This is a genomic window from Neisseria sicca (assembly GCF_003044565.1).
GTDB lineage: Bacteria > Pseudomonadota > Gammaproteobacteria > Burkholderiales > Neisseriaceae > Neisseria > Neisseria sicca_A.
In genome coordinates this window covers 12,617-31,462 of the sequence record NZ_POXG01000004.1, presented here as the reverse complement: position 1 = coordinate 31,462, position 18,846 = coordinate 12,617, and the positions used below count along the sequence as shown (strand labels likewise).

Below are 18,846 nucleotides of genomic sequence, written 5' to 3'. Positions count from 1 at the left end.
CGCCGGCTTCCGTACGCCTTGCCCGCACATTATATCAGAGCAAAATATATCATACTGAATTTTAAAGAAATTAACAGTAAATCCAACTGATTGATTGCTTTAAAAATAGTTTCAAATATAGTGGATTAAATTTAAATCAGGACAAGGCGACGAAGCCGCAGACAGTACAAATAGTACGGCAAGGCGAGGCAACGCCGTACTGGTTTAAATTTAATCCACTATATCAGGCTTCGCGCCGTTTGAGTGCCATATGGCGGATTAGTTTTATCGAATAGGTTGATATGCTGTCTGTATAAATATAACATGAATCGGCTGGCTATTTCAGACGACCTTATACATTTCTTAACTGTCCAGCGTAAAAAGACGTACAAAAACCAAGCTGCCGCAATCGAATCATTTATAATTTCATGAAAATAAAAGCAAGGATTTCACACCATGGCAAAAAAATTCCCCATCTTCCCCAAAGCGCCGGAGCGCATCTGCTGGGGTTGCGACAAATATTGTAAAGAAGACGATTTGCAATGCGGCAACGGCTGCGAGCGCATCCAGCACCCCATCGAATTGGACGGGCGCGAGTGGTATAAAAAAGGCGACTGGAGCAATTTGTTGAGCGAAGAGCAGCAAATCGAACTGGGCTTGAAAGAAGCGCCCAAACCCGCCAAGCCGCATATCAAACTGCCGTTGCGGAACAAAACGGCTTAATCCCGCCAAGCTTAAGGGGTCGTCTGAAAACCGAAGGGGCGCAGTCATGCGCCCTTATCTTTATTTCAACGATGCCCCAAGAAATTGACCCCACCCGCGCCAAACCGCCGCTGCCCATCTCCCTAGCAAACATACTTAACTTTAAATATGGTATGTCATCAAATTCCGTCATTCCCGCCCCCGCCTACGCGAGGGCGGGAATGACGGCAACAGAAACGACAAAGGTTCAAACCTCCTGTCCCGATACAACTTCCCTTACCAAAGGTCGTCTGAAAACGCCAAAATATGCTTTTCAGACGACCTCTCCCATCTCTCCCGAACCCGCCCCCGAAAAATGCTAAAATAACAAATTCATAAGCAAATCCACCTTTTCAGACGACCTCGATGCTCACCGATTTAGAAAAAAACGCCATCCGCGACCATTACCAAAATATCGGCAAAAACTTGCCCGGTTTCCGTCCGCGCGCTTCGCAGCGGGAAATGATTGCGGCGGTTGCCAACGCTTTTTCGCGGACGTTGACGCGCGAAGAAGGCGGCGAGCCGCCCAAGCGCGAGGGCGAGAGCATTGCCGTGATCGAAGGGCCGACCGGCGTGGGCAAATCGCTTGCCTACCTGCTGGCGGGCGGCATTATGGCGCAGACGCGCGGCAAGCGGCTGATTGTGAGCAGCGCGACGGTTGCCTTGCAGGAGCAGCTGGTGGACCGCGATCTGCCGTTTTTGGTTGAAAAAAGCGGTTTGGAACTGACCTTTGCACTTGCCAAAGGGCGCGGCCGCTATCTCTGCCCCTACAAACTCTACCAACTCACGCAAAGCAACGCCCAGCAAAACCTGCTCGGTTTCGAAGCCCCCGCCGTGTTGTGGGACAGCAAACCCAAGCCCGAAGAATTGAAGCTGCTGCGCGACATCGCCGACGAATTTTCCGCCCGACGGTTCAACGGCGACCGTGACACTTGGCCGGAAAAAATCGACGACACCATCTGGATGAAGGTGAACAACGACAACTACGGCTGCCTCAAAGCCGCCTGCCCCAACCGTCCGGAATGCCCGTTTTACCTTGCCCGCGACACGCTGGAGACCGTCGATGTCGTCGTAACCAACCACGATTTGCTGATGGTCGACATCAGCATGGGCGGCGGCGTGATTTTGCCCGACCCTGAAAACAGCTTCTACTGCATCGACGAGGCGCACCACCTGCCCAAAAAAGCACTCAGCCAGTTTGCCGCCGAGCATTCGTGGAACCAAGCCGTGTGGGCGTTGGAAAAACTGCCGCAGGTTACCAGCAAAATCGCCACGCTCACCGACAAAGGCGAGTTGGCGAACCTTGCCGACGAAGCCGCCGCCGCGCTGCTCGAAAGCCTGCACGAATGGCAGTTCCACCTCGCCGAAGAGCCGTCTTTGAGCTTGGGGTCGTCTGAAAACGACAGACGGACCAACAGCGAACCGACTTGGCTGTGGGAAGACGGCAAAATCCCCGAAGGCCTCGAAACCACCGTTTCCAACACCGCCATTGCCGCTCGCAGCCTCTACAAACACGTCAACAGCCTCAACGACGCCTTGTCCGCCGCCCGCCGCGACAAAGACCAAAACAGCGCGCAAATCGACCGCCTGAGTACCGAATTCGGCGTATTCCGCGCCCGCGTCGAACAAATCACCGCCACATGGGACTTGCTTTCCACCGTCCCCCTCGAGGGCGAAGAACCGCTGGCAAAATGGATAACCCGCCGCGCCGACGACAAAAACGACTACATTTTCAACGCCAGCCCCATCAGCAGCGCGTCCCACCTCGCCAACAGCCTGTGGCGGCGCGCGGCAGGCGCAGTGTTGACCTCCGCCACCCTGCAATCCTTGGGCAGCTTCAACCTGATCCTGCGCCAAACTGGACTGCAATGGCTGCCCGAAACCACCACCCTTGCCCTAGAAAGCCCGTTTGATTTCGACGCGCAAGGCGAACTCTACATTCCGCCCGTACACGCCAGCCCCAAAGACCCCGCCGCGCACACCGCCGCCATCGTCGAATGGCTGCCCAAGCTCATTTCGCCCACCGAAGCCATCGGCACACTCGTCCTGTTTTCCTCGCGCAAACAAATGCAGGATGTCGCCCTGCGCCTGCCAGAAGACTACCTGCCGCTCCTGCTCGTACAAGGCGAATTGCCCAAAGCCGTCCTCCTGCAAAAACACCACCAAGCCATAGAAGAAGGCAAAGCCAGCATCATCTTCGGACTCGACAGCTTCGCCGAAGGACTCGACCTGCCCGGCACCGCCTGCGTTCAAGTCATCATCGCCAAACTCCCCTTCGCCATGCCCGACAACCCCATTGAAAAAACCCAAAACCGCTGGATAGAACAGCGCGGCGGCAACCCCTTCATCGAAATCACCGTCCCCGAAGCCGGCATCAAACTCATCCAAGCCGTCGGCCGCCTCATCCGCACCGAACAAGACTACGGCCGCGTAACCATTCTCGACAACCGCGTCAAAACGCAGCGATACGGCCAACAATTACTAGCCAGCCTGCCGCCGTTTAAAAGGATAGGTTGAAACTCATAAAAAGGTCGTCTGAAATCCGAAATCCGTTTTCAGACGACCTCAACACAAACACAATCAACACATACCATGAACAAACTCACTTTCATCGCCCTGCTTATCCCCCTGCTGATTTCCTGCGGTTCGGCATCTCCCAACATGCCCGACCGCGATTACGTCCAAACCCATCCCGCACCCAAAGCATTCGACCCCAACCGCACCCAATACACCTGCGCGACTTGGACACCACCGTCCCCGCCCGATGCCGAATCCCATCTTTGGTATCGCGCTGCTACCCTGCTTGATGCCAAAGACTGGCGTATGAATAAAGAGGAATTTCAGGACATGATTGTCTTGTACGAAGCGGCGGCATCAAAGGGGCATTATCAGGCAATTAACAATCTCTACCTGCTCTACACCCATGTTCAAGGTTCGACCGGCATTATGTACAACCCCTTGCACAACCGTGCCCGCAAATGGCTGCACTACGGTTTAGATAAAAATTGGGCAATGGCGAACTACTGGCTGTTTGACGCGCTGTACGAAGGCAATGCAGGTTATCGTCGCAACCCGCAACTTGGTCTTGCCTATTTGCAAAAGGCGGTGGATTTGGGCGTGCCGCTGGCGCAGTATGAACTGTCTCTCATTTATAGAAATCAGACAAAGGATTTAAAAACTCAGGAATTGCTTCTTGGTTGCGCTTCCAAACAAGGCTTCTCTGCAGCAATGAAGCAATTATCTTCGTTTAAAGCTATTGATGGTGATTTGAAAGAATCCTTGCGGTTAATGCACAATGCCGTGCGCTATGGAGGAGAAAGTGGGGGAGAATCAGCTTTACGTTTGAGCCACGTTTATGGCAAAACGAAAGCCTATATGAAGGAATTCGTTTCCACCCCCGCTGATCCAGTCCTTGAAGCAGCTTACAACGAGTTGTATACAGCACTTACAGGCACAGGCACCAAAAGCGGCAACCCCTTCTATACTTTCCCGCGCCTAGACGAAGTCCTGCCCCTGCCACCCGCCAAAACCCATTGGAAAGGCATCTACTCTGCAATGAGTAAAGAAGACGCAGCGTTCTATCAAAACCCGCCTGACACCGCAGCCTTAGCCGCCGAGATTCTCAAACGCGGCATTGTCAAAAAAGAAGACGTCTATTGGTCGCCGCGCAAAGACTAAAGGCAAAAAGGTCGTCTGAAATCCGAAATCCGTTTTCAGACGACCTCCCTGAACCATAATAAAACACATACCATGAACAAACTCACTTTCATCGCCCTACTTATCCCCCTGCTGACTTCTTGCGGTTCGGTCTCTCCGTCCCAATCCGACCGCGATTACACTCAAACCCATCCAGCACCCAAAGCCTTTGATTCCAAGCGTACCCAATATACCTGCGCCACTTGGACGCCGCCGTCCCCACCCGATGCCGAATCCCATCTTTGGTATCGCGCTGCTACCCTGCTTGATGCCAAAGACTGGCGTATGAATAAAGAGGAATTTCAGGACATGATTGTCTTGTACGAAGCGGCGGCATCAAAGGGGCATTATCAGGCAATTAACAATCTCTACCTGCTCTACACCCATGTTCAAGGTTCGACCGGCATTATGTACGACCCCTTGCACAACCGTGCCCGCAAATGGCTGCACTACGGTTTAGATAAAAATTGGGCAATGGCGAACTACTGGTTGTTTGACGCGCTGTACGAAGGCAATGCAGGTTATCGCCGCAACCCACAACTTGGTCTTGCCTATTTGCAAAAGGCTGTGGATTTGGGCGTGCCGCTGGCGCAATATGAGTTGTCTTTAATTTACGATAAACAGTTTAATAATAAAAAGGTTCGAGAACTGTTATTGAGCTGTGCTGCGAAGCAAGGGTTTTCTACCGCAATGAACAGATTAGGTGTGATATATTCAATACGCGGCAACCTAAAAGAGTCCTTACAATTAATGCATAATGCTGTACGTCAAGGTGGTGAAGGAGGAGGGACTGCTGCTTTATCTTTAAGGAAAGTTTATGGTAAGTCAAAAGCCTATATGCCTATATGAAGGAATTTTCGGCTACACCTGCTGATCCTGTTCGCGAAGCAGCCTATGTCGAGCTAGAAAAAGCCATTATGGGCACAGGCACAAAAAGCGGCAACCCCTTCTACACCTTCCCGCACCTAGACGAAGTCCTGCCCCTGCCTCCAGCCAAAACCCATTGGAAAGGCATCTACTCGGCGATGAGCAAGGAAGATGCGGCGTTCTATCAAAATCCGCCCGACACCGCAGCCTTAGCCGCCGATATCCTCAGACGAGGCATTGTCAAAAAAGAAGATGTCTATTGGGCGCCACGCAAAGATTAAGACAAAAAGGTCGTCTGAAAATGAAGTTGGGGGGAAGTTTAAAACTGGCTTTTATAGTGGATTAACAAAAATCAGGACAAGACGACGAAGCCGCAGACAGTACAAATAGTACGGAACCGATTCACTTGGTGCTTCAGCACCTTAGAGAATCGTTCTCTTTGAGCTAAGGCGAGGCAACGCCGTACTGGTTTAAATTTAATCCACTATATGTTTTCAGACGACCTTCGTTTTTGTATTTCAAACATAAAAGACGTTTTGATTAGCGGAAAGGGGGGAATCAGATAACAGAGTGAAACTGAAAACTGTGTGATATCTTATCGACAGGGATTGGTTTGATGATGCTTGATGGCATGAGATAAAAAAATAACCGCCTTAGGCGGTTTTTATGGTGGCCAGAGGCGGAATCGAACCGCCGACACACGGATTTTCAATCCGTTGCTCTACCAACTGAGCTATCTGGCCTTATCTGCATTGCAGGGAAGTGATCATTAAACCAAAAACAACCGGTTCATGCAAGGTTTATTTTGAAATGGTGCGGAGATATTTTATAAACTTTTGTTTTAACTTAAATTAAATTTCGATGATTTTCAACGAAATCCGCCGGATATCGACCGTTGGCATCCACAATTTTTCCATCGGGGATGGATTGTCGATTTCAGACGACCTATGTGTCGTTTTAAGATACAATCGCTTTTTTGTTTCTGAAGATATCTGTTTGATGTTGTATGTTTTTTTAAAAGATATGTGGGATATTCTGCGCCTGCGCTATAAGAATCCTGCTGATTATTTCTATACGCTGCCTGTCATTTTGGCAATTTTGCTGTTGTTGGGCATGATTAATGCGGCAGACATGTCTCCCTTGCTTGGCGTCAGCACTGCGGCTGTCGTCTTTGGCGTGTTGGTTACCGTCATAAAGTGGCTGATTTTGAGCCGTGTGATGCGTTATGTTTTAAGTATAAACGGCGCGCCGCGCCTGCCTTTATGGGGATTCATCTTGGCATCGGAAGCTTTGATGATTCCGGCGCTGCTTGTGTTTTATATCCCGCAGATTACGCCGCTGTTGATGTTTTGGAAGACTTGGGCGTTTTGGGCGCAGGCTGTCGGCTTGATGCAAATGGGTCAGGTCAAAGTCTGGACGGTATTCAAAGGCTATCTTTTGTATTTCTGCTGTATGGTTGTGATTATAGGGATTTTTATACAGCTGTTTACACTGGCTGGCTGGTTCGATAAAGCAACGCTGATGCAAAATTTTAATGCATTAATGGCTGCTATGGAGCAGGCAAGATAAGCTAGGGGTCGTCTGAAAATCCGCCCTACCCGTTTTCAGACGACCTTCTTTCAAATAAGAAAAAACCTGCACGGTTGTCCGTGCAGGTTTTTGTTTGCGTTCAGGTTTGGGCAACCTTACATCATGCCGCCCATACCACCCATGCCGCCCATGTCAGGCATAGCCGGTTTTTCTTCAGGGATTTCAGCAATCATGCAATCAGTGGTCAGCATCAGACCGGCGATAGACGCGGCGTGTTGTAGCGCGGAACGGGTTACTTTGGCGGGGTCGAGTACGCCCATTTCGATCATGTCGCCGTATTCGCCGGAACCTGCGTTGTAACCGTAGTTACCTTTACCTTCCAGCACTTTGTTCACGACTACGCTAGGCTCACCGCCTGCGTTGGCAACGATTTGGCGCAGCGGAGACTCAACGGCGCGCAAGACGATTTGTACGCCTGCGTCTTGGTCGGCATTGCCGGTGTGCAGGTTTTCCAAAGCGGCACGGGCGCGCAACAGGGCTACGCCGCCGCCTGCAACCACGCCTTCTTCAACGGCTGCGCGGGTAGCGTGCAGCGCGTCTTCCACGCGGTCTTTTTTCTCTTTCATTTCGACTTCGGTAGCAGCACCGACTTTGATTACTGCCACGCCGCCTGCCAGTTTGGCAACGCGCTCTTGCAGTTTTTCTTTGTCGTAATCGCTGGTTGCGGTTTCGATTTGTTGGCGGATTTCGGCAACACGCGCTTCGATTTCGGCTGCGTCGCCGAAGCCGTCGATGATAGTGGTGTTTTCTTTACCGATTTCGATGCGTTTGGCTTGACCCAAGTCTTCCAGAGTGGCTTTTTCCAAAGACAGGCCGACTTCTTCGGCAATCACGGTACCGCCGGTCAGGATGGCGATGTCTTGCAACATGGCTTTGCGGCGGTCGCCGAAGCCCGGGGCTTTAACGGCAACGGTTTTCAGGATGCCGCGGATGTTGTTCACCACCAAAGTCGCCAAGGCTTCGCCTTCTACGTCTTCAGCGATAATCAAGAGCGGACGGCTGGCTTTTGCCACTTGTTCCAAAACAGGCAGCAGGTCGCGGATGTTGCTGATTTTTTTGTCGAACAACAATACAAAAGGATTGTCCAGCGCAGCGATTTGTTTTTCCGCGTCGTTGATGAAGTAAGGGGACAGGTAGCCGCGGTCGAACTGCATACCTTCGACGACATCCAATTCGTTTTCCAAAGATTTGCCGTCTTCAACGGTAATCACGCCTTCTTTGCCGACTTTTTCCATCGCTTCGGCAATAATCGCGCCAACTTGTTCGTCGGAGTTGGCAGAAATCGAGCCGACTTGGGCGATTTCTTTGGAAGTATCGCAAGGTTTGGCGATGTTTTTCAGCTCTTCAACCAAAGCGGCAACGGCTTTGTCGATACCGCGTTTCAGGTCGGTCGGATTCATGCCGGCGGTCACGTATTTCATGCCTTCGGCTACGATGGCTTGTGCCAGTACGGTGGCGGTAGTGGTACCGTCGCCCGCTACGTCGTTGGTTTTGGACGCCACTTCTTTCACCATTTGCGCGCCCATGTTTTCGAATTTGTCTTTGAGTTCGATTTCTTTAGCGACGGTAACGCCGTCTTTAGTGATGTGCGGGCCGCCGAATGCGCGGTCAACCACTACGTTGCGGCCTTTAGGGCCCAAAGTTACGCGGACGGCGTTTGCCAGAGTGTTCACGCCGCTGACCATTTTTTGGCGGACTTCGTTACCGAACTGTACGTCTTTTGCTGCCATGTTTTGATTCTCCAAAATTGTTTAATACATTTAATTCTGTCTGAGGTCGTCTGAAAACCTTGTACGCCTTTTCAAACGACCTGTTGTTCTGAATACACGGAATGTTTATTCAACGATACCGAAGATGTCTTCTTCGCGCATAACCAACAGCTCTTCGCCGTCGGCTTTAACGGTTTGACCGCTGTATTTGCCGAAAATGACTTTGTCGCCGACTTTGACATCCAGCGGACGGCGTTCGCCGTCTTTACCGATTTTGCCTGCACCCACGGCGATCACTTCGCCCATGTCGGGTTTTTCAGCGGCTGCGCCCGGCAAGACGATGCCTGATGCGGTTTTCTCTTCAGCTTCCAAGCGTTTGACGACGACGCGGTCGTGTAAAGGACGGATGGTCATGTTTTATGCTCCGATAAATAGTTTGAAAACAATCATCTGCCTTCATCCGGCAGATGCGGTTTGAAAAAGAAGGCGGCAAGTTTGTCAACAAACTTACCTTAACACAGCGGCAAATTAGGGTTCAGCCCGATAAATTCAAGGGAAGAAGCAAAAATTTTCCGCTTAAGGTCGTCTGAAAACGGGCATAACAGGTTGCGCACCATCCCCGCCCTACGTTCAATGCTGCCCAAGCAGACAGATATTTTCAGACGACCTTTTATAGTCGGCAAACTTCAAATGGTTCAATCAAGAAAAAACCAGACACTATCAGCGCAAACATAAACACGCCTTTACAAAATAGCATCTCATCTTTAAAATAAATAGAAATCATTATTAATAATGAGTTTAACCAAAGAACTGAAACTTGTCCCCAACGAAGGAAATTTACATGACCTCACCCCTGTTCCGCTTCAGCCTGCTTTCATTGGCACTCGCCGCCGGTTTTGCCCACGCGGAAAACGAAGCGAAAGAAAGCGTTACCCTTGATACTGTTACTGTGAAAGGCGACCGACAAGGCAGCAAAATTAGAACCAACATTGTTACCCTTCAGCAAAAAGACGAAAACACGGCAACCGATTTGCGCGCATTATTGAAAGACGAACCTGCCATCGATTTCGGCGGCGGCAACGGCTCGTCCCAATTCCTGACGCTGCGCGGCATGGGACAGAACTCAGTGGATATTAAGGTGGACAACGCCTATTCCGACAGCCAAATGCTGTATCACCAAGGTCGTTTCATCATCGACCCCGCGCTGGTCAAAATCGTCTCCGTACAGAAAGGCGCGGGCTCCGCATCTGCCGGTATCGGCGCGACCAACGGTGCGATTATTACCAAAACCGTCGATGCCGAAGACTTGCTCAAAGGTTTGGACAAAAACTGGGGTGTACGCCTCAACAGCGGCTATGCCTCTAATGACGGCGTAAGCTACGGTGCAAGTGTGTTCGGAAAAGCCGGCAACTTCGACGGTTTGTTCTCTTACAGCCGCAACGATGAAAAAGATTACAAACCCGGCAAAGGCTATACAAACAGCAACGGCGGCAAAACCGTACCATTCAGCGCGCTAGACAAGCGCAGCTATCTTGCCAAAATCGGCGCAAACTTCGGCGACCACCGCTTAGTATTAAGCCACATGAATGATCAACACCGAGGCATCCGCACCGTCCGTGAAGAATTTACCGCCACCGATAATCCTCGTCTGACTTTGGCACGCCAAGCCCCGGCCTACCGCGAAACCAGCCTCTCTAACACCAATTTGGAATGGACGGCGCGCAACTTGGGCTTTGTTGAAAAACTGGATGCCAACGCCTACCTCATGAAAAACGAACGCTATTCCGCCGATGACAGCAAAAACGGCTACGCAGGCAATCTGCCCGGCCCGAGTACGACCGTTATCGAAACCAAAGGCGCGAATTTCAATCTGGACAGCCGCATTGGCGAAAACACATTAATCAAATACGGCGTCAACTACCGCCATCAAGAAATCAAACCACCGGTATTCTTCAATCCTGCCTTGAGCAATCCGAAGAAAAGCGATGCTGGCATTTACGCCGAAGCCATCCACGACATCGGCGACTTTACCCTTACAGGCGGCTTACGCTACGACCATTTCAACATCAAAACCCATGACGGCAAATCCGTTTCCGACGGCACAGTCAACCCGAGCTTCGGCGTGATTTGGCAGCCGCACGAACACTGGAATCTCAGTGCCAGCCACAACTACGCATCCCGCAGCCCGCGTCTTTACGATGCGATGCGCCAACATGGACGCAGAAACGCCATCACGTCGATTGCAGACGGCACCAAAGCCGAACGCGCCCGCAATACCGAAATCGGCTTCAACTACAACAACGGCAGCTTTGCCGCCAACGGTAGCTACTTCTGGCAAAAAATCAAAGATGCCGTCGCAGGTCCGCAGCAACGCCATGATGCCGCAGGCAATCCGATTGCAGGCGTACGCGAAATCGTCAATGCGGGCTACATCAAAAACCATGGCTATGAATTGGGCGCATCCTACCGCACAGGCGGTCTGCTGGCTAAAGTCGGCGTAAGCCACAGCAAACCGCGCATCTACGACACCCATCCTGAAAACCTGTTAAGCGCAAACCCCGAATTTGCCGTACAGACCGGCCGCACTTGGACAACCTCCCTCTCCTACCGCTTCCAAAATCCGAATTTGGAAATCGGCTGGCGTGGTCGTTACCTCCAAAAAGCCTCCGGTTCGGTATTGGTTCGCGACAAGGGTGAAGTCAAACGCAAAGGCTACGGCGTGAACGACATATTCGCCAACTGGAAACCGCTGGGCAAAGACACGCTCAACGTCAACTTCGCAGTCAACAACGTGTTCAACAAGTTCTACTATCCGCACAGCCAACGCGGCGAAACCTTGCCGGGCATCGGCCGCGATGTTCGTCTAAGCGTTAACTACCGCTTCTAAGAACCGCGTAAAAACAAAGACGTCGTCTGAAAACCCTTTACTGTTTTTCAGACGACGTCTTTCTGTTTGGAAAACCGTGTTTATCGGAAGACTGTTTGTTCAAATGTCCTTCCGAATAGCCTTGTCGCGTTTCGCTTTGGTTGAGTGAATGTATTGCATCAGCGTTTTAATAAAAACGGTCAAATCACGCTGCCACGAATGGCGGTTGGTTTTGGTGAAATACAGTGATATTTCGGGCTGCTCCATCTGATAGCAACCGAAACTCTCGTGCAGCAGTATCACGCTGATATCGTTCACATTATATGGTCATCGGCAGCGTGAAATAAGGATGAGCCAGCGTCCACGTAGCGGGGAAGGCAGGGATATCTTCTTCTAAGACGACGGTTAAGTCATGGATATACAGGACATTGCGCAAGTCGTCGATGTGCTTTTTCATGGTTTCATTTTTCACCCTAACTGAAAAAACGCTTGGACAAAGCGGGTGATGTTTGCCCGATTTACCGCTTGCTGCACAACGACCGCTTCGTTTTTCAAAAAACCGACTGAGTCAGATTCATCGACACAGGTTTGGTTGAGGCGGCACAAATCGTAGAAGGTAAAAACAAAATCTTGCCCATTGATACACAATGGAAAATCCAATAGACAACCTTTATTTTCAGCTTCAAATTCAGCAAGATCATCAAACCATTCAGGAAATGTAATGTGCATGGATTTCCTTTTGAAATCGTATGAAAATTCCGTTTTGTTAGGGATAACTTTCAAAGAGCCTTTTCAGACGACCTTGAGATTACCTAAAAGTTTATCCTGCATACAACGACAATTCACAAGCCAAATACTTCAATTCTCACGGATGATGCGTAAGTCCGATCGCTATTTGAAATGTAATAGACAATAAAAAATCCTGCATATTGCTATGCAGGATTTTTTATTTGGGGTGGCTGATGGGGCTCGAACCCACGACAACTGGAATCACAATCCAGGGCTCTACCAACTGAGCTACAGCCACCATTAACTTTTGGCACGCCCGACAGGAATCGAACCTGTAACCCCCGACTTAGAAGGTCGGTGCTCTATCCGGTTGAGCTACGGGCGCTCATGCCGATTCGTGCTGAATTTTGGTGGTCGGGGCGGTGGGATTCGAACTCACGACCCTCTGCTCCCAAAGCAGATGCGCTAACCGGGCTGCGCTACGCCCCGACTGAAGAATGAAAATATACAGATACGCCGAAATCCTGTCAATTCAATTTGAGCTATTTTTTCTTTTTCCTAAATTATCTGTTTATTTTTATTTAAAATTTAATTTTTTACCTACTTCATACCGGGTGTAATACAGTTCAAAAATATGGCTCCGGTTTTTGCTGTTATCCGACTGCCAAATCGGTTTAAAAATGCGATAATTGCCCTTGCTATTTATTCATAACCGAATGGAACTTTCATGACAGCTCAATTGATTGACGGTAAGAAAATATCGCAGGAACGTTTGCAGCTGGTGTCCGCTGCGGTAGCCAAACGGCTTGAGTCGGGATTGCGTGCGCCTTGTTTGGCGGTAGTATTGGTCGGGGACAATCCTGCCAGCGCGGTATATGTCCGCAACAAGAAATCCGCCTGCCAAAAATGCGGCATCCGGTCTTTGTCTTATGAACTGCCTGCGTCAACTTCTCAGGAAGATTTATTGAAACTGATTGATGAATTGAACGCGAACGCGGAAGTAGACGGTATTTTGGTGCAGCTTCCGCTTCCTGAAGGCTTGGACAGTCAGGCTGTTTTGGAACGTATCCATCCGGACAAAGATGTGGACGGTTTCCATCCTTATAACGTGGGTCGTTTGGTGGTAAAAATGCCGCTGATGCGCCCTTGTACGCCCAAGGGTGTAATGACGCTGCTGGAGGCTTACGGTATCGATCCGAAAGGTAAGAAAGCGGTAGTCGTCGGGGCATCGAATATTGTCGGACGCCCGCAGGCATTGGAGCTGCTGCTTGCCCGCGCCACGGTAACGATTTGCCACAGCGCGACGGAAAACTTGGACAAAGAAGTCGGGGCTGCCGATATTGTGGTGGTGGGCGTCGGGATTCCCAATTTTGTCAAAGGGGAGTGGATTAAACCCGGCGCGGTGGTGATTGATGTCGGGATTAACCGTTTGGAAGACGGCAGTTTGTGCGGCGATGTGGAGTTTGATGTAGCAAAAGAACGTGCCGGTATGATTACCCCTGTACCCGGCGGAGTTGGTCCGATGACGATTGCTACTTTATTGGAAAATACTTTGCATGCCGCGACGCTGCATGATTAAACCGCTATAAACTGACTTGATGCGGCAGGTGGCAGATTGGCGGTTTCACTTTCAGCCACTAAAAACATTATTCAACATGGCGGAACATGCCTAAGGTCAATCTGTCCAGCCCTGCCAAATCTTGTTGCGTACGGACTTCGGCAAACCCGTTTGCCGTCAAAATATGCCGCGCTGCTGCGCCTTGGTTGTAACCATGCTCCAGCAGCAGCCATCCGCCCTCTTTCAAAAATGCCGGCGCACGCTGCGCCAGTTCTCGAATGCAGGTCAAGCCGTCGGCAAAATCTGTCAACGCCGTTTGCGGCTCGAATCTCAAATCCCCTTGGCTCAAATGTTCGTCGTCGGCTTCGATGTAAGGCGGATTGGAAACGATGACATCAAAGCGGTGTTTGTCTTCAGACGACGTCTTATCCGTCTCAAACCACGAACCCAATGCAAACTCGACCCTTGCGCCCAAAGTTTCCGCGTTTTTACGGGCAATCGCCAATGCTCCGCCGCTGATGTCGGAAGCGCGCACTGCCGCATCCGTTCTTTCCAACGCCACCGTCACGGCAACTGCCCCGCTGCCCGTTCCCAAATCCCAAACCTGCCCGTTTGCCGGGAGATGTTCGATCACCGCCTCCACCAAATGCTCGGTTTCGGGACGGGGAATCAACACGTCGGGGCTGACTTCAAACCATCGTCCGTAAAACTCGCGTCCGCCCAAAATATACGCCATCGGCTCGCCTTTCAGACGACGTGTCTGAAGGATATCCAGTTGCGCGGCTACTGCTTCCGGCAGCGGATCGGCACCTTGCGTGACCAACTGCACACGACTATACCCGCCTGCATGTTGCAGCAACATACGGGCTTCAAGTCTCGGCAACTGCGAATGGCGCAGCCATTGGTCTAAGGTCATGTTTGTTTGTCCTGAGTTTGTACGGGGAATGGTGAGGGGTCGTCTGAAAACGTATGGAGGGTCATATCCTAAAACTAAAATACCTTGATTTAATTAATCTTTAGCCCATAAACCCGCTTGGTGGTTTATGGGCTATAAACGATCAAACCTTACAAACAAGCCATTTCGTTTGCCATTTGCTGTTCTAAGGTTTCGCGTCGGCGGATAAGCCGGTATTCGTTGCCGTCCACCAAGACTTCCGCCGCCCGGTTGCGCGTGTTGTAATTGCTTGCCATGCTGGCGCCGTATGCGCCTGCGCTGCGGATGACCAGCAAATCGCCTTCTTCGCAGGCAAGGGTGCGGTCTTTGCCGAGGAAGTCGCCGGTTTCGCAAATCGGGCCGACGATGTTGGCGGTCAGCGACGGGATGTTTTTTGGTTCTACCGCTTCGATATGGTGATAGGCGTCATAGAGGGCGGGGCGCATGAGGTCGTTCATGGCGGCATCGACCATGACGAAGTTTTTCTCTTCGCCGTGTTTGACGAACTCGACGCGCGTCAGCAGCGAGCCTGCGTTGCCGACCAAGCTGCGGCCGGGCTCGAGGATGAGTTTCAGACGACGTGTGCCGATCAGTTTTTGAACCGCTTGGGCATACGCGCCCAAATCGGGGACGGTTTCGTCTTGATAAACGATGCCGACGCCGCCGCCTAAGTCTAAATGTTCCAAAACGATGCCTTCGGCGGCAAGTGCGTCAACCAAAATCAAAATGCGTTCGCAGGCTTCGATGAGCGGGCTGAGGTCGGTCAGTTGCGAACCGATGTGGCAGTCGATGCCGATTATTTTGAGGTGGCTTTGGCGGGCGGCGTGGCGGTAGGCTTCGAGCGCGTCGGCGTAGGCGATGCCGAATTTGTTGGCTTTCAGACCGGTGGAGATGTAAGGATGGGTTTTGGCATCGACATCGGGGTTGACACGCAGGGAGACGAACGCGGTTTTGCCCAAGCGTTCGGCAACCTTTTGAATGCGGTCGATTTCGGGGATGCTTTCCATATTGAAGCATTTCACGCCGGCATGCAGCGCGAACTCAATTTCCGCCTCGCTTTTGCCCACGCCTGAAAATATGGTTTTCGCCGCGTCGCCGCCCGCCGCCAAAACGCGCGCCAATTCGCCGCCGGAGACGATGTCGAAACCGCTGCCCAACGAAGCGAAGTGTTTGATGATGCTCAGATTGCCATTTGCCTTGACGGCGTAGCAGACGAGCGGGGAAAGCGCGGCAAACGCGGTTTGATAATTTTCAAATGCTTCGGTCAGCGCGGATTGGCTGTACACATAAAGCGGTGTGCCGAATTCTTCGGCAAGGCGGGGGTAAGGGACTTGTTCGCAATGCAGGGTCATGGTGGTAAGACTTAGTCGTTGGTTTGATTGGTCGGCTCTTTGGAAGAATGGACTTTTAAGCCGGTTTGGATCACGCCGAAACGCGCCTTGTCGCCTTCTTTGGGCAAGTAGAGGTCGCCTTTGTAACCGCAGGCTGAAAGCAGGAGGGCGGTTGCCGCAGCAAAAAATACGCCGTATTTCATCGGTAAACTTCCTTCATAAGCGCGAATGTGGCAAGATTCGGTATCTTAAACAAAAAACACACAAAAAGCCATGATGACCGAAAGCGAATTCATCCGCATGAGCGAAGAATTGTTCGAACACATCGAAGACCAAATTGACGAAAACGGCTGGGATTTCGACTGCCAGTTTGCCGGAAACGTCCTGACCATCGAAGCGGCGGACGGCACGCAAATCATCGTCAACCGCCACACGCCCAATCAGGAATTATGGATTGCCGCAAAAAGCGGCGGCTACCATTTCGCCGAGCAAAACGGCAAATGGCTGGCAACGCGCGACAGCCGCGATTTCTACGACGTTTTGAACGAAGCACTGAGCGCGGCTTCGGGCGAAGCGGTTGAGATTATCGAATTGTGATCGGACTCAGAAGCCCATCTCACTCCCAAAACATTTACCCAAAAGGATAACCCAATGCCCCTGTTAGACAGCTTCAAAGTCGACCACACCCGTATGCACGCCCCCGCCGTGCGTGTGGCGAAAACCATGACCACGCCCAAAGGCGACACCATTACCGTATTCGACCTGCGCTTTTGCGTTCCCAACAAAGAAATCCTGTCCGAAAAAGGCATCCACACGCTGGAGCATTTGTTCGCAGGTTTTATGCGCGACCACTTGAACGGCAACGGCGTCGAAATCATCGACATTTCCCCGATGGGCTGCCGCACCGGTTTCTACATGAGCCTTATCGGCACGCCCGACGAGCAGCAGGTCGCCGACGCATGGCTCGCTTCGATGCAGGATGTGGTCAATGTCAAAGATCAAAGCAAAATCCCCGAATTGAACGAATACCAATGCGGCACTTACATGATGCACTCGCTCGCCGAAGCGCAGGAAATCGCGCAAAACGTCCTGACGCGCAAAGTAGCGGTGAACAAAAATGAAGAGCTGACGCTGGATGAAAGTTTGCTGAACGCTTAAACGATAGGTATTGAAAAAGGTCGTCTGAAAACGGGAAACCGATTTCAGACGACCTTTTGTTTGAATGGAAAGAATGGACAACGTGTCCATCGAAGCGGCAAACCGTTTACCGCCCTGCTTTGGTTCCGCCCGGTCCGTACACGGCACCCCACGCGGCATCGAGCTGCTGCCCAGCCTGCCTCAAGGTTTCCGCCTGCTGGCTTTTCACATTCATTGCCGCCTGAAGCTCGCCCTGCAAGCGGACGATGTCGGTTTGGGCTTTTTGCAGGCGGTATTGCGCGTCTTCAAGGTCGCTTTGCAGGGAAATGATTTTGCTGTCGTTGCCGGTTTGCTGTTTCAGTACGGCGCGGTAGGCGGAACGGGCGTTCATCAAATTGTCTTCCGCGCTGTCTGCCGCTGCGTTCAGCGAAACGCCGATTAATATCAAGGCGATGAGTTTGTTGTTCATAAAACATCCTTTGATGCTGTCCCGCTATGTATAGTGGATTAACTTTAAACCAGTACGGCGTTGCCTCGCCTTAGCTCAAAGAGAACGATTCTCTAAGGTGCTGAAGCACCAAGTGAATCGGTTCCGTACTATCTGTACTGTCTGCGGCTTCGTCGCCTTGTCCTGATTTTTGTTAATCCACTATATTAGAGGTCGTCTGAAAACGGAAAAGCTGTTTTCAGACGACCTTTTTGCTGCGATAGGCTGTTGGTTAATATTGATAGGCGGCGAGTTTGCGCTTGATTTCTGGCAGGGCGGCGCGGGCGGCTTCCTCACCCAGTTGGATGGCGCGTTGTTTTTGGTCGAAACCGCCGATAGAACCCATATCCAACACTTGCGGTTTGATTACGACGTTTGCCTGACCCAATTCATGTTGGAGCAACGGAATGCTCATGACGTTGAACGTTTGGTCGAGATAAGAGAAAAAGCTTTTGTTGACGTTTTTCACCGGACGGGCGGAAATATCGACGGCGATAATGAAATTGGCACCTTGTTTTTTAGCCGCGCTGACGGGAACGGGTTGCGACAGACCACCATCCACATATCGGCGGCCGCCAATCACGGTGGGCTGGAACACGTTGGGAATGGAAGCGGACGCGCGGACTGCCTGTCCGACGTTGCCCCTATTGAAGGCGACGGCTTTGCCGCTTTCAAAATCGGTGGCGACGGCGGCGAATTTGATCGGAAATTGTTGGATGGGGCGGTTGCCGACTTTGTAGTTGATGTAGTTTTGCAGTTTTTCGCCTTTGATGAAGCCGCTGCTGGAGAGGGTCAGGTCAACCAAGTCGGTTTTGCCCAAAATTTCGGCTTCGAGTTCGAGGCGGTCGGGCGACATGCCTGAAGCGTACAGGCTGCCGACGATGGAGCCTGCGGATGTGCCGGTCACAACTTTGACAGGAATATTGTTTTCTTTCAATACCTTGATAATGCCGATATGGGCAAAGCCTTTGGATGCGCCGCCACCAAGCGCAAGCGCGACCACGGCTTTGGGCTTGGCGGTATTCGCGGTATGGGTATGCGGCTTGGCACCCGATTTGTCGGAGGTATGGCTCGGACAGGCAGCGAGCATGAGCACGACAGACGCAGTCAGCGTAGTGCGCAGTGTTTGAATCAGCAATGGTTTCATTTTCAGACGACCTTTATAGATAAATTTTTGGTTTGGAACATATATTCAGCCGAACGGCGCGAAACCTGTCGCGGT

At 51.3% G+C, this 18,846-nt stretch carries 21 protein-coding genes, 4 tRNA genes and 2 pseudogenes; 13 read left to right on the top strand and 14 right to left on the bottom strand.

Annotation, left to right across the window (positions count from 1 at the left end):
• Positions 1-113: 113 nt before the first annotated feature.
• The 8 genes and pseudogenes from DBZ16_RS15915 to DBZ16_RS16720 form a co-directional block, all read left to right on the top strand.
• Positions 114-257: pseudogene (locus DBZ16_RS15915) on the top strand (IS5/IS1182 family transposase); the annotation flags it as partial.
• A gap of 178 nt (positions 258-435) precedes the next feature.
• Complete coding sequence (locus DBZ16_RS09260; RefSeq protein ID WP_003766405.1) at positions 436-702, top strand: DUF3079 domain-containing protein; 267 nt, start codon at positions 436-438, stop codon at positions 700-702.
• A gap of 71 nt (positions 703-773) precedes the next feature.
• Positions 774-1,043: a hypothetical protein gene (locus DBZ16_RS09255; protein WP_107813787.1), complete on the top strand. Its 270-nt coding sequence runs from the start codon at positions 774-776 to the stop codon at positions 1,041-1,043.
• Between the two features lie 43 nt (positions 1,044-1,086).
• The gene (gene dinG, locus DBZ16_RS09250; RefSeq protein ID WP_107813786.1) at positions 1,087-3,237 is read left to right on the top strand and encodes an ATP-dependent DNA helicase DinG; all 2,151 of its coding nucleotides are present in this window, start codon (positions 1,087-1,089) and stop codon (positions 3,235-3,237) included.
• Positions 3,238-3,312: 75 nt separating this feature from the next.
• Positions 3,313-4,398: a tetratricopeptide repeat protein gene (locus DBZ16_RS09245; protein ID WP_107813785.1), complete on the top strand. Its 1,086-nt coding sequence runs from the start codon at positions 3,313-3,315 to the stop codon at positions 4,396-4,398.
• Positions 4,399-4,470: 72 nt separating this feature from the next.
• Positions 4,471-5,265, top strand: coding sequence for a tetratricopeptide repeat protein (locus DBZ16_RS09240; protein WP_240600331.1), 795 nt, complete (start codon positions 4,471-4,473; stop codon positions 5,263-5,265).
• Positions 5,262-5,564 carry a hypothetical protein gene (locus tag DBZ16_RS16390; protein WP_240600329.1) on the top strand — a complete coding sequence of 101 codons (303 nt, stop codon included), beginning with the start codon at positions 5,262-5,264 and terminating at the stop codon, positions 5,562-5,564. The genes DBZ16_RS09240 and DBZ16_RS16390 overlap by 4 nt, the downstream gene beginning before the upstream one ends.
• A gap of 60 nt (positions 5,565-5,624) precedes the next feature.
• Positions 5,625-5,821 (top strand): annotated as a pseudogene (locus DBZ16_RS16720) (hypothetical protein); the annotation flags it as partial.
• A 129-nt stretch (positions 5,822-5,950) separates the two neighbouring features.
• Here the strand turns inward: DBZ16_RS16720 and DBZ16_RS09230 are convergent.
• Positions 5,951-6,026, bottom strand: a tRNA-Phe gene (locus tag DBZ16_RS09230).
• A gap of 256 nt (positions 6,027-6,282) precedes the next feature.
• On the opposite strand from DBZ16_RS09230, the gene DBZ16_RS09225 reads away from it, so the two are divergent.
• The gene (locus DBZ16_RS09225) at positions 6,283-6,852 is read left to right on the top strand and encodes a hypothetical protein (protein WP_070497852.1); all 570 of its coding nucleotides are present in this window, start codon (positions 6,283-6,285) and stop codon (positions 6,850-6,852) included.
• A gap of 116 nt (positions 6,853-6,968) precedes the next feature.
• Here the strand turns inward: DBZ16_RS09225 and groL are convergent, their stop codons facing one another.
• Positions 6,969-8,603 carry a chaperonin GroEL gene (groL, locus tag DBZ16_RS09220; protein WP_107813784.1) on the bottom strand — a complete coding sequence of 545 codons (1,635 nt, stop codon included), beginning with the start codon at positions 8,601-8,603 and terminating at the stop codon, positions 6,969-6,971.
• A 105-nt stretch (positions 8,604-8,708) separates the two neighbouring features.
• Positions 8,709-8,996, bottom strand: coding sequence for a co-chaperone GroES (groES, locus tag DBZ16_RS09215; protein WP_003684150.1), 288 nt, complete (start codon positions 8,994-8,996; stop codon positions 8,709-8,711).
• Between the two features lie 427 nt (positions 8,997-9,423).
• Here groES and DBZ16_RS09205 point away from each other — a divergent pair, with 427 nt between their 5' ends.
• Positions 9,424-11,469, top strand: coding sequence for a TonB-dependent siderophore receptor (locus DBZ16_RS09205; RefSeq protein ID WP_107813783.1), 2,046 nt, complete (start codon positions 9,424-9,426; stop codon positions 11,467-11,469).
• A gap of 99 nt (positions 11,470-11,568) precedes the next feature.
• Here the strand turns inward: DBZ16_RS09205 and DBZ16_RS16385 are convergent, their stop codons facing one another.
• From DBZ16_RS16385 to DBZ16_RS09180, 6 genes are all read right to left on the bottom strand, one after another.
• On the bottom strand, positions 11,569-11,766 hold the full coding sequence (locus tag DBZ16_RS16385; protein WP_240600327.1) for a hypothetical protein: 198 nt from the start codon (positions 11,764-11,766) through the stop codon (positions 11,569-11,571).
• Between the two features lies 1 nt (position 11,767).
• Positions 11,768-11,905: a hypothetical protein gene (locus DBZ16_RS16380; RefSeq protein WP_240600325.1), complete on the bottom strand. Its 138-nt coding sequence runs from the start codon at positions 11,903-11,905 to the stop codon at positions 11,768-11,770.
• An 11-nt stretch (positions 11,906-11,916) separates the two neighbouring features.
• Positions 11,917-12,177: a hypothetical protein gene (locus tag DBZ16_RS09195; RefSeq protein WP_107813782.1), complete on the bottom strand. Its 261-nt coding sequence runs from the start codon at positions 12,175-12,177 to the stop codon at positions 11,917-11,919.
• Between the two features lie 222 nt (positions 12,178-12,399).
• A tRNA-His gene (locus DBZ16_RS09190) sits at positions 12,400-12,475 on the bottom strand.
• Positions 12,476-12,485: 10 nt separating this feature from the next.
• Positions 12,486-12,562: transfer RNA gene (locus DBZ16_RS09185), tRNA-Arg, on the bottom strand.
• Between the two features lie 26 nt (positions 12,563-12,588).
• Positions 12,589-12,666: transfer RNA gene (locus DBZ16_RS09180), tRNA-Pro, on the bottom strand.
• A 238-nt stretch (positions 12,667-12,904) separates the two neighbouring features.
• On the opposite strand from DBZ16_RS09180, the gene folD reads away from it, so the two are divergent.
• Complete coding sequence (gene folD, locus DBZ16_RS09175; protein WP_107813781.1) at positions 12,905-13,756, top strand: bifunctional methylenetetrahydrofolate dehydrogenase/methenyltetrahydrofolate cyclohydrolase FolD; 852 nt, start codon at positions 12,905-12,907, stop codon at positions 13,754-13,756.
• Between the two features lie 67 nt (positions 13,757-13,823).
• On the opposite strand, the gene prmC is transcribed toward folD, so the two are convergent.
• From prmC to lptM, 3 genes are all read right to left on the bottom strand, one after another.
• Complete coding sequence (gene prmC, locus DBZ16_RS09170; RefSeq protein WP_107813780.1) at positions 13,824-14,651, bottom strand: peptide chain release factor N(5)-glutamine methyltransferase; 828 nt, start codon at positions 14,649-14,651, stop codon at positions 13,824-13,826.
• Between the two features lie 149 nt (positions 14,652-14,800).
• Positions 14,801-16,021: a diaminopimelate decarboxylase gene (lysA, locus tag DBZ16_RS09165; protein ID WP_107813779.1), complete on the bottom strand. Its 1,221-nt coding sequence runs from the start codon at positions 16,019-16,021 to the stop codon at positions 14,801-14,803.
• Positions 16,022-16,032: 11 nt separating this feature from the next.
• A complete protein-coding gene (gene lptM / locus DBZ16_RS09160) occupies positions 16,033-16,203 on the bottom strand; it encodes an LPS translocon maturation chaperone LptM (protein ID WP_003745044.1) in 171 nt (56 codons plus the stop codon).
• A 70-nt stretch (positions 16,204-16,273) separates the two neighbouring features.
• Here lptM and cyaY point away from each other — a divergent pair, with 70 nt between their 5' ends.
• Together cyaY and luxS are read left to right on the top strand one after the other, a co-directional pair.
• Positions 16,274-16,597, top strand: coding sequence for an iron donor protein CyaY (gene cyaY, locus DBZ16_RS09155; RefSeq protein ID WP_107813778.1), 324 nt, complete (start codon positions 16,274-16,276; stop codon positions 16,595-16,597).
• 54 nt (positions 16,598-16,651) lie between these two features.
• Positions 16,652-17,158 (top strand): S-ribosylhomocysteine lyase, encoded by a 507-nt coding sequence (luxS, locus tag DBZ16_RS09150; RefSeq protein ID WP_016686573.1) that lies wholly within the window; start codon positions 16,652-16,654, stop codon positions 17,156-17,158.
• Between the two features lie 106 nt (positions 17,159-17,264).
• On the opposite strand, the gene DBZ16_RS09145 is transcribed toward luxS, so the two are convergent.
• Entirely contained in the window at positions 17,265-17,606 is a 342-nt protein-coding gene (locus DBZ16_RS09145; RefSeq protein WP_107813777.1) for a hypothetical protein, read from the bottom strand.
• 250 nt (positions 17,607-17,856) lie between these two features.
• Positions 17,857-18,771: a patatin-like phospholipase family protein gene (locus DBZ16_RS09140; RefSeq protein WP_107813776.1), complete on the bottom strand. Its 915-nt coding sequence runs from the start codon at positions 18,769-18,771 to the stop codon at positions 17,857-17,859.
• Between the last annotated feature and the right edge of the window lie 75 nt (positions 18,772-18,846).